Source organism: Filifactor villosus, from assembly GCF_042652965.1.
Classification (GTDB): domain Bacteria; phylum Bacillota; class Clostridia; order Peptostreptococcales; family Filifactoraceae; genus Filifactor; species Filifactor villosus.
In genome coordinates, this window is the sequence record NZ_JBHSHL010000015.1 from 38,774 (window position 1) to 49,445 (window position 10,672).

The window sequence follows — 10,672 nt, forward strand, 5'->3', positions numbered from 1 at the left end:
CCTTGTCGAGCTGATATCTTTGTACGAAAGCCTGTCGGTATTATGAGGTCAATACAAATATATACCCGAATTATTCACGGTGGGGTATCCGAGTCGAGATTGCAAGGCAAAGACTAAAAGTGAATCCGTTGAATCGTGGTCTTAATCCGTTTTTTGAGAGATAGCTATGTAACGTTCGGATACTTTTCAAAAATCGTTGTAAATAATCCGGGATAGACAAAGGAGAATAGAGGATGTTGTATGTAGTGGGCATAGGTCCGGGAAATAAGGACAATATGACCTTTGAGGCTAAGAGGGTTCTTGAAGAGTGTGAGGTCATCGTAGGTTATAAGACTTATATCGACCTGGTCAAGGATATGATAGATGATAAAGAGGTAGTGGAAAACGGGATGAGAGGCGAGATCGAGAGAGTCCGTTCAGCGATCGAGATTGCAAAGACCGGCAAGAAGGTCGCCGTGATCAGCAGCGGAGATGCCGGAGTCTATGCGATGGCGGGCTTGGTTTTGGAACTTCTGGAAGAGGACATCCCTGTCGAGATTATCAGCGGGGTAACCGCGAGTACGGCAGCGGCATCGATCTTGGGAGCACCGTTGATGCACGATTTCTGCCATATAAGTTTGAGCGACCTGATGACTCCTTACGAACTGATCAAAAAACGGGTGGAACTCGCAGGAGAGGGAGACTTCGTCATCTGCTTTTACAACCCTCGAAGTCAGGGAAGGAAGGAGTATTTGAGGGAAGCCTTTGAGATTCTCAAAAAACACAAGTCGAAGGACACCGTCGTAGGTTTGGTCAAACATGCGAGTCGGGAGGATCAGGAGAGTTTCTTCTACACCTTGGAGACCATGGACTTCGAGAAGGTGGATATGAGCAGCATCGTCATCGTCGGCAATGCCTCCACCTACCTTAAAAACGGACGAATGATTACGAAGAGGGGCTATGAAAACAAGGAGAATTTCAGATAGGCGGTAGAACTATGATACTGATTTTAGGAGGAACCGGCGAGTCGAGAGAGCTGGCGAGTGCTCTTGACAGGGAGAAGATCGCCTACTATCTTTCCACTGCGACAAAGTACGGAAGTCTTCTGGCGAAGGAGGAAGTTGCCCAAGAAGAACAGGTGCTGTCGGGCAGGATGGACAAGGAGATGTTTAAGAAGCTGATAGGGGACAAGGAGATCTCCCTCATCGTCGATGTTAGCCATCCCTTTGCGGAGATCGTATCGAAGACCGCCATGGAGACGAGCGAGGAACTCGGGATTACCTACTATCGCTATGAGAGAAAGGATACGATCCGGCACGAGGGAGTCTACTACGTCGCGGATGTCAAGGAGGCGGTCGAGCTGGCGAAGACCTTCGGAGAAAGAGCTTTTTTGACAACGGGGAGCAAGACCTTGCAGGACTTTGTAGAAAATTGGGGATCGGAGCACTATACGATCAGGGTGCTTCCCACTTCGGATGTGATCCGAAAATGTGAAGAACTCGGATTTTTGGCCAAGCAGATCATTGCGATGCAGGGTCCCTTCTCCTACAGGATGAATCGGGAACAGTACCTGTCCTACCCCTGTCAGAGCGTTATTACCAAAGACAGCGGAAAGGCCGGAGGTGTCGATGACAAGATCCTTGCAGCTAGGGATCTGGGACTTGCCTGCATCGTCATTCGAAGACCCAAGATGGAATATCGCAATGTGTTTCGTGATATTGAAGAGTTGATAAAGCGTTTAAAAGAAGAACAGAGGGAGGCGTAGAAATTTGGAACTGGGCTTGGTGGGTGTAAACCACAATAACTCTCCCATTGAAGTGAGAGAAAGGCTCAACTTTACAGAGTCGAAAAAGATAGAAGCCACGGACCTCCTCCTTGACAGAGGGCTTGAGGAAGTCATCGTCCTATCGACCTGCAACCGAAGTGAAATCTACTTCGTCTGTGAAGATGTCGAAGAAACATCTGAAACGGTGAAGGACTTTTTTTCGACCTATTTTCATCAGGAGGACTGTCGCAACTTCCTATTCGAAAAGAAGGAAACCGATGTAATCCGTCATCTCTATCAAGTCTGTCTCGGGATGGATTCGGCGGTCATCGGCGAAGATCAGATCCTCGGACAGGTCAAGGATGCGATGATGAACGCGATGGAGCTGAGAAGCAGCAAAAAAATATTGAACCGTCTCTTTCAAGAGGCTGTTACCACGGCAAAGAGGATAAAGAGCGAAACGCAGATCTCGCAGAACCCTCTTTCTCTAAGCTATATCGGAGTAAAGAGGTTGAAGGAAGAAGTCAAAGACTTCACGCAGGCGAAGGTACTGCTGATAGGGCTGGGAAAGATGGGCCTGCTGGCTCTCAAGCATCTTGAAGCGGAAGGTGTTCGTGATATCACCCTCTGTAACCGAAACTACGCGAAGACTTTGGAGCTGCAAAGCCAATATGCCTTCTGCAAGGCGGAGAGGTATCAAAGATTGGCTGAGCTCATTCCGGAAGCGACGATCATCATCTGCGCGACCTCTTCTCCTCACACCATCCTTTCGGCGAGGGCACTAGCCGAGAGAAAGAGTCCCCTCCATCTTCTCGACCTCGCCTTGCCCCGCGATATCGATGAAAGTGTGGGAACGCTTGAGGATGTCTTCCTCTACAACATCGATTCCTTAAAATCCGAATCGGATGAGAATATAAGGAGGAGAAAAGAGGTGCTGGAGAAACATCGGGGTACGATCGAAGAAGCGATTGCGGAGTTTGAGAGTTGGCGGGCAAAGACCCTTACCGATCCCGTAATCCGTTCCCTGAACGAACGATGCAGTCAGATTAAGCAGGATACCCTGTCTTATATCTATCGAAAGGTTCCCTTGGAGCATAGACATAAGAAGGTGATAGAGAAGATGTTGGAGTCCGCTCTCAAGAGAATGATTCGAGAACCCATTCGAAATTTGAAACAGATGGAGGAGGAAGAGGAGGCACAGCGGTATATGGATATGCTCAGCTCCCTCTTTGAGCTGAGATGATGAGATACTACCCCCTGTATATAGACATGAAGGAGAAGACGTTTTTGGTAGTCGGAGGAGGAAGGGTAGCCTGTCGAAAGGCGAGATCCCTCTTGAGGTCGGAGGCCTCTCTTATTGTCATATCAAAGGAATTTTCGAAGGGGTTTCGCCGGATCGAGGATGAGAGGTTATCGTTGTATCGAATGTCGGCGGAAGAGTTTTTTGAAAAGCACGGGAATCTGCTCGATAAGGTCGACTTTGCCCTTCTTGCGACCGATGATCGGGAGGTAAACAGGAGACTTGCAGAGAGGATGAAGGAACTGAGGATCTTGACTTTGGTCGCGGACGAAAAGGAGGAGAGCGATTTCATCATGCCTTCGGTGATCGAGAAAGAGATGCTGCGCATAGCGATCTCGACGGAAGGAGGAAGTCCTGTGATCTCCAAGATGATCAAATCTCGCATCGAAGAAGCGCTCTTCGATATCGACTTTGAAAAATTGAGGTATATCGAAGAGGTTCGAAGGATATCGGTAGAGGCTTCGAAGAGGGGCGAGAAAAAAGATGTAGCCGGAATCTGTGAGGAACTGTTAAAATCCGATAAGATGGAAGTTGAAACGTATTTGAAGAAGATCAAAGGAGAAGAAGTTTGGAAATAGTAGTAGGGACACGAGGAAGTCATCTTGCTTTGACACAGACGGGACAAGTCATTGAGCAGTTACAAAGCAAACATCCCGGCATCCGTTTCGTCCCCAAGATCATAAAAACAAAGGGAGATAGAGATCAACATACCCTCCTTCACAAGATGGATGATAAGGGGATCTTTATTAAGGAACTGGAGGATGAGCTCCTAAGCGGAGGCATCGATATGGCGGTACATTCGATGAAGGATATGCCAAGCATCCTCCCCAAAGGACTGATTTTAGCGAACTCTCCCAAGAGGGAGGTAGCAGCGGATGTCCTCGTACTAAAAGAAGGAGCTTCTTCTCTTGAAGAATTGAGGAATAAGAAGATAGGAACGGGGAGCAAGAGGAGGATGTTCCAACTTGCTCAAAACAAAGTCTTGAGTGTTGCGATCAGAGGGAATATCGAAACTCGGATGGAGAAGATCCGCACTGAAGGCTTGGATGGAGTGATGCTTGCGGCGGCGGGGATGATCAGGGCGGGTTACCGTGATCGGATATCCCTGTATCTTGATCCGCAGGAGTTTGTACCTGCGGCCTGTCAGGGGATTTTGGCGATCGAGATCAGGGAGGACGACAGAAGGATGTTCTCTCTGATAGAAGCGATCTCGGACCGTGATACAAATATCTGTGCGGAGACCGAGAGGGCCTATCTCGAAGAGGTGGGAGCAGGTTGTCATTCACCGGTCGGAGCTTACTCTGTAATCGAGGGGGATCACGTCTTCTTGACTGTTCTCTTCGGAACGGAGGATGCAGGAGTGTTATTGAAGAAGAAAGGAAATTGCAGGATAGGAGAACATAGGAAACTGGCTGTCTCCTTGGCTCGCGATATCAAGGGGGAAGTAGAAAAATATGAAAAACGGTAAGGTGTATTTGGTCGGAGCCGGTATCGGAGAAGCGGACAACATCACCGTAAAGGCAAAGAAGATACTGGAGGCGGCGGATGTGGTCGTACACGATCGCCTGCTCAACAAGGAATTGCTTGCTCATCTCGGCTCTCATGTGGAATTGATCGATGTGGGCAAGTCCTCGTCGGAACATTTGATGAAACAGGAAGAAATTAACGACTTGCTTGTGCAGAGGGCAAGGAGGGGTCATAGGGTTGTACGCCTCAAAGGAGGAGATCCCTATGTCTTCGGCAGAGGAGGAGAAGAAGGAGAGGTACTTTATCGCGAAGGAGTGGACTTCGAGGTTGTTCCCGGCATCACAAGCGGGATAGCAGGCCTCTGTTATGCGGGGATCCCCATCACGCACAGGGATTTGGCTTCGTCCCTCCATCTGATCACGGGCCATCACAGGGATGAGGGACAGGAGATCGACTATGCGACTCTTTCGGCTTTGGAAGGTACCCTCGTCTTCTATATGGGACTGAAGAACCTCGGCTCCATTACGCGAGGACTTTTGGGGGCCGGAAAGTCTCCCGAAACTCCTGTCGCCGTGATCAGCCGGGCGGGGTATCCGCAACAATGCACCGTTTGCGCAAGTCTGGGGAAGATTGAGGAACTTGCAGGAAAAGAAGAGGGCCTCGTTTCGCCTTCTCTCATTGTGGTAGGCGAGGCGGTTTCTTTGAGGGAGAAACTGAACTTCTTTGAACGCCGTCCCCTGTTCGGCAAAAAGATTGTCGTTACAAGGGCGAGGGAGCAGATAAGCGGGCTGGCAAATTCTCTCAAAGACCTCGGAGCTGAAGTAATCGAGCTTCCTTCCATCAAGATCGTTCCCAAAAACTTGGAGGAACTGTCCGAAGAAATATCGAGGATAGAGAACTATACCCACCTGATCTTCACAAGCAAAAATGGGGTGGATATCTTTATGGAGGTCCTGCTCAAAGAAAAGGATACCAGGAGTCTCTCCGGGTTGAAGCTCTGTGCCATCGGAAGCGGAACTCAGGCAGCCTTGTTGGAGTACGGACTGCGTGCGGACATCCTTCCCAAAACCTATGTGGCGGAGAGTTTGTTTGAAGAGTTGAAAAACCATCTCGATATTGACAGCAGGGTGCTCTTGCCGAGATCGGAGATAGCGAGGGACTATCTTCGAAAGAACTTGGAGACGCTTTGCTCCGTCAACGAGATCCACATCTACGATACTTTGGTGGAAGGACCTCATCAACTTGTTGTGGAGAAATTGATAGAGGATGTACCTGATTATATCACCTTTACGAGTTCTTCAACGGTTCGAAATACCGTTTCTATACTTGGAGATAAGGCGGATCCGCTCTTAAAGAATGATGGATTGAAGATCATCTCCATAGGTCCGATTACGAGTTCGACTGTTGAGGAGCATGGTTACAAGGTTCACGCACAGGCAGGACAACACGATATCAAGACCCTCGTCGAGGTGTTGATCGAAGAGGAGGAAAAGAATAAATGACAGAAAAACGATCGAGGAGGATGAGAAGCAGTGCCTTGAGCAGGGAATTGATCCGTGAGACTCGTCTGCATAAGTCGGATCTGGTCTATCCCTTGTTTGTGGTAGAAGGAGAGGGAATAAGAGAAGAGATCCCCTCTTTAAAAGGCTGTTTTCATCTATCGACAGACAGGTTGGAAGAGGAGATCGAAGAACTCTATAAACTGGGACTTCGGTATGTTATCCTGTTCGGTCTTCCATCGACAAAGGATGCTGAGGGAAGTTCTGCCTACAGCGAAGACGGGATTGTCCAGAGAGCTGTTGCTAAGATCAAAGAGTTGAGAGAAGACATCTATGTAATCACGGATGTCTGTATTTGTGCATATACGGAGCACGGGCACTGCGGACTCCTCGACGAAAGAGGAGGGGTGAAAAACGATGAGACCGTTGAGGTCCTGTGTAAGGTTGCTTTAAGTCATGCGAAGGCAGGTGCGGATATGGTCGCTCCCTCCGATATGATGGATCTTCGCGTAAGAGAGATCAGAAGGGTCTTGGATGAAAACGGATATAAGAACCTTCCTATTATGTCTTACAGTGCGAAGTTTGCATCTTCGTTTTACGGACCTTTTCGGGAAGCGGCAAACTCGGCACCCAAGTTCTCGGACAGGAAGTCCTATCAGATGGACTGTGCAAATGCAAACGAGGCACTCAGAGAAATCGAGCAGGATATCGAAGAAGGTGCGGACATTGTTATGGTAAAGCCTGCAATGCCATATCTGGACATCGTACAGAGGGCTTCACAAACCTTCAACATCCCCATTGCCGCCTACCAGGTAAGCGGAGAGTATGCCATGCTTAAATCCGCGGTGGAACAGGGACTGATGAACGAGGATGTGATCACGGAGAGCCTCATCGCTATCAAGCGTGCGGGAGCCGATATCGTTATCACCTACTTTGCAAAGGAGATCGCACCTCTGTTGTAATACTCTCTTTATTTAAGTTGACGCTTGCAACGGTTGAAGTTGTAAATGATTCAAAAAGTGTTCATCGAGGTGGAACTCGCGTTTTCGTAACAGTTTCAGAGTCAAGGGTCACAGGGTATTCGGAACCTGTTGTTCCACAAACGTTTCATATGCTGTAAGATGGTAGGGAAGTTTCTTCATCTTTGAGAGATGCTTCATAAAAAGCAAGATAGATACGGGAAAGGATTCACATATTGGAGAATTGCTATTGTTACAGGAGGTTGTAGAGATGAGATGTAGGCAGGTAAGAAAGTGTCTTGAGGGTAGAACCGCGGTGTTCGGCGGTGGATTTCTGCTCGGTGCTTTGGGCTGTTGTTTGGTATCCAAACTGCGTTTGAAGTTGAGAGAAGAGTATGAGAGGGACTGTCTGTATATGGCGGTCATGGATGATGAGATCTGTCGGAATCGGTTGGAAGGGATGCTTATAGACGGTAGAAAGGTAGAGTTTCCGCCGAAATCTGAAAGCTTGCACTATCGGTTGGAACTTTGGAGAGAGTTGAACAAAGGCTTGAGCAAAAAGGAAAGACAAAGAAAGCTCGAGGAAATGCAGGAGCGTCTTGCATTGTCAAGAGAAGAAAACAGGAGGTAGGAGAGAAATGGAAAATGTGGAAAAACAGGTAAAGAAGGAATTAAAGGTTGTTTTGCGCGGAGGAATAAGAGAGGAAGGAAGCAAAAAAGTGGGCGTGGTCTCCGTGGTTTTTATCACTCAGGACAGAAACCTCGCCCAAGAGAAGATGCAGGAGATGATCGTTGCAAATTCCGATCAGTGCTATATGATGTACAGCGTTCCCATGGATATGGACCTGACGAATTTGATGCAATATCCATCCATGGCGATCACAAAAGAGGACTTGGAGTAAGGGTGGAAGGTTTCGAGGTTTCTTCAAATCTGTATTTCCTATTATCTGAAGTCCGGCAATAGGGATGTGTAATACTGTTCTCCATTTGAAATACCGGGTATGAAACCTCTGGCATTGCCGAAAAAACAATTTGGAGGGCGACGGTTCAAAGAGTTCAACCTGTCGATTCCGATAGATAATATAGTTTTAGGTTTACAATATAAGTGCAACACTAAATAAAACAAAATGACTCATAAACTAAAAACTTGTATAATGAAGTTAGGACACTAAAAATACAAAGAGTTTAAAAATTATGAGCCATTACACACATCTTAGCATAGAAGAAAGAGAAAAATCAAGAAGTTTGTTTTTTGGAGAATATGGTAAGCGAAGACCGATGGTCGTAAAAATTATTTTTCTGACGTTCATATAAGGATGATGATCTTAAAGGTTGTCAAACGGAGGGGCTTTATCGGATCGGAGAGTTTAGATCCGGCGTTGTTCACCTTATGGAGGAAACTCTTGTAGAAAAGAAAAAATAAAATGGTATTATTATAGGTAAGGAGTGAGGGACATGGAGTTTAAAAAATCGGACTACTTATTTGAACAGGCGAAGGAGGTTATTCCGGGAGGAGTAAACAGCCCTGTTCGCGCCTTCGGCTCCGTAGGAAGAAACCCCGTCTTTATTCAAAAGGCAAGGGGAAGTTATCTCTACGATGTCGACGGAAATAAATACATCGATTATATCTCCTCCTGGGGACCAATGATCCTGGGGCATTGTGATGAAGGACTCAACCGTATTGCAATCGAGGCCTTGGGCGAAGGGATCTCCTACGGTGTTCCGTCCGAGGTCGAGCTTGAGATGGCCGAGAGGATCGTGGGTGCCTATCGGGGGATCGATATGGTCAGAATGGTGAATTCGGGAACGGAAGCCACCATGTCGGCAATCAGGGTAGCGAGGGCTTACACCGGACGCAATAAGATCATCAAGTTTGAGGGATGTTACCACGGACATTCGGACGCCCTTTTGGTGAAGTCGGGGTCGGGAGCCTTGACCTTTAACGTTCCCACGAGTCCCGGAGTGCCCGAGGATACGATCAAACATACCTTGGTTTGCCGATTCAACGATATCGAATCCGTCCGAAGGGAAGTGGAGCGACACGGTCCCGACATCGCCTGCGTGATCATCGAGCCTGTGCCGGGCAATATGGGCGTGGTCACTCCCAAGATGGAATTTTTGCAGGCCTTGAGAGAACTCACATCGAAAGAAGACATCGTGCTGATCTTCGATGAGGTGATCACGGGGTTCAGGCTATCCTACGGAGGTGCCGCCGAACTGTTCGGCATCGTGCCGGATATGGTCTGTTTCGGCAAAATCATAGGGGGAGGTCTTCCTGTGGGTGCCTATGCGGGAAAGAGGGAGATTATGGAGCAGGTGTCACCGAGCGGAAGTGTATATCAGGCGGGGACGTTGTCGGGCAATCCTCTGGCGATGAAGATGGGTTGCTATGTGCTTGACAGACTGAAGGAAGACGGCGGAGTCTACTCCTCTCTTACGGAGAAGGCGAAGCGCTTGGAAGAAGGGTTTCAAAGAAATATCGAGAGGTGCGGAATCAAAGCGAGGGTCAACCGTTATCACTCTATGTTGAGCCTGTTTTTTACCGATAAAAAGATCGATTCATACGAGAGCGTCATGACCTCCGATGTCAAACTCTATGCGACCTACTTCCGCGCTATGCTCGAAGAAGGCATCCTGCTTCCGCCTGCTCAGTTCGAAGCGATGTTTATGAATATAACTCTGACGGATGAGGACATCGAGAGGACGATAGAGAGCAATTTAAAGGTCATGCGCGGTCTGGCTCATCGATAAGAGGACTTGTTCGGGGGGATGGAGGGATCGACCTGCTCTGTTTTACGATCTGCAGGACATCACTTGAGGTATTGATATCGGAGCTCTGCACTACATGGAAGATGAAATGAGTTTTCGTAGTCGCGGAACGGATATGACCGTACTTCTATCCGAGAATAGTAATGATTTGACAACAGGATCACGCTGTTTGATCAGAGACACTTGCCTTAAAATGCTTGTGTTATGCGGTGCTTTCTTAAAAATAAGATATTTACTTCGGTGCCGTTGCAATTTGCGATGCCGAAGTCGATATGATAAGGATGTTTTCTGTACTGGGGGGAAGAAGACATCCGAGGTTTTGTTCAAATATTTTATTATGAGAAGGAGGTTCCTATGAACATCAAAAAGAGAAAGGCGGTACTGATCGCTTTGGTGTATATGGTCTTTATGTTTCCCGTATACTCCAACGCGATGCACATTATGGAAGGGTTTCTCGATCCGCTGTGGTGTGCGGTTTGGGCAGCGGCAAGTTTGCCTTTTGTGTTGATCGGATTTAACAAGATCTCCAAGATCTTGAAGGAAACACCTGAGAAAAAACTTTTGTTGGCACTTTGCGGAGCGTTTATCTTCGTGCTTTCCGCTTTGAAACTGCCTTCCGTAACGGGCAGCACCTCGCACCCGACAGGAACGGGTCTTGCAGCCATCCTGTTCGGACCTGCACCTACGGCGGTGTTGGGTTTGATCGTGCTGGTGTTTCAAGCTTTGTTCCTGGCACACGGAGGACTATCCACCCTCGGTGCCAACACCTTTTCCATGGCGGTTGCGGGACCGCTTGTAGCTTATGCGGTATTCAAGTCCTTAAAGAAGGTAAATGTAAAACTCGCCGTATTTATGGCGGCCTTCCTAGAGCGTGTCTACACAAATTAAACAAGGCATCTTAACCATAAAACGATCGATGCCAAATGAACTGCTC

The 10,672-nt window shown here is 47.9% G+C and carries 11 protein-coding genes; all 11 read left to right on the forward strand.

Going from position 1 to position 10,672, the window contains the following annotated elements:
- Positions 1 to 233 precede the first annotated feature (233 nt).
- Complete coding sequence (cobJ, locus tag ACFO4R_RS05290) at positions 234 to 965, forward strand: precorrin-3B C(17)-methyltransferase (protein ID WP_379788003.1); 732 nt, start codon at positions 234 to 236, stop codon at positions 963 to 965.
- A gap of 11 nt (positions 966 to 976) precedes the next feature.
- Positions 977 to 1,744: a precorrin-6A reductase gene (gene cobK / locus ACFO4R_RS05295; RefSeq protein WP_379788004.1), complete on the forward strand. Its 768-nt coding sequence runs from the start codon at positions 977 to 979 to the stop codon at positions 1,742 to 1,744.
- Between the two features lie 4 nt (positions 1,745 to 1,748).
- The gene (gene hemA, locus ACFO4R_RS05300) at positions 1,749 to 2,987 is read left to right on the forward strand and encodes a glutamyl-tRNA reductase (protein WP_379788005.1); all 1,239 of its coding nucleotides are present in this window, start codon (positions 1,749 to 1,751) and stop codon (positions 2,985 to 2,987) included.
- The gene (locus ACFO4R_RS05305; protein WP_379788014.1) at positions 2,987 to 3,622 is read left to right on the forward strand and encodes a precorrin-2 dehydrogenase/sirohydrochlorin ferrochelatase family protein; all 636 of its coding nucleotides are present in this window, start codon (positions 2,987 to 2,989) and stop codon (positions 3,620 to 3,622) included. Before hemA ends, ACFO4R_RS05305 begins: the two co-directional genes overlap by 1 nt.
- A complete protein-coding gene (hemC, locus tag ACFO4R_RS05310; RefSeq protein ID WP_379788006.1) occupies positions 3,613 to 4,512 on the forward strand; it encodes a hydroxymethylbilane synthase in 900 nt (299 codons plus the stop codon). The genes ACFO4R_RS05305 and hemC overlap by 10 nt, the downstream gene beginning before the upstream one ends.
- A complete protein-coding gene (gene cobA / locus ACFO4R_RS05315; RefSeq protein WP_379788007.1) occupies positions 4,499 to 6,013 on the forward strand; it encodes a uroporphyrinogen-III C-methyltransferase in 1,515 nt (504 codons plus the stop codon). The genes hemC and cobA overlap by 14 nt, the downstream gene beginning before the upstream one ends.
- Positions 6,010 to 6,972 (forward strand): porphobilinogen synthase, encoded by a 963-nt coding sequence (hemB, locus tag ACFO4R_RS05320; RefSeq protein WP_379788008.1) that lies wholly within the window; start codon positions 6,010 to 6,012, stop codon positions 6,970 to 6,972. The genes cobA and hemB overlap by 4 nt, the downstream gene beginning before the upstream one ends.
- Positions 6,973 to 7,240: 268 nt before the next feature.
- On the forward strand, positions 7,241 to 7,600 hold the full coding sequence (locus ACFO4R_RS05325) for a hypothetical protein (protein ID WP_379788009.1): 360 nt from the start codon (positions 7,241 to 7,243) through the stop codon (positions 7,598 to 7,600).
- A 7-nt stretch (positions 7,601 to 7,607) separates the two neighbouring features.
- Positions 7,608 to 7,871: a hypothetical protein gene (locus ACFO4R_RS05330; protein ID WP_379788010.1), complete on the forward strand. Its 264-nt coding sequence runs from the start codon at positions 7,608 to 7,610 to the stop codon at positions 7,869 to 7,871.
- A 553-nt stretch (positions 7,872 to 8,424) separates the two neighbouring features.
- Complete coding sequence (hemL, locus tag ACFO4R_RS05335; RefSeq protein ID WP_379788011.1) at positions 8,425 to 9,720, forward strand: glutamate-1-semialdehyde 2,1-aminomutase; 1,296 nt, start codon at positions 8,425 to 8,427, stop codon at positions 9,718 to 9,720.
- 372 nt (positions 9,721 to 10,092) lie between these two features.
- Positions 10,093 to 10,626, forward strand: a complete 534-nt coding sequence (locus tag ACFO4R_RS05340) for an energy-coupling factor ABC transporter permease (protein ID WP_379788012.1) — start codon at positions 10,093 to 10,095, stop codon at positions 10,624 to 10,626.
- Positions 10,627 to 10,672: the final 46 nt, after the last annotated feature.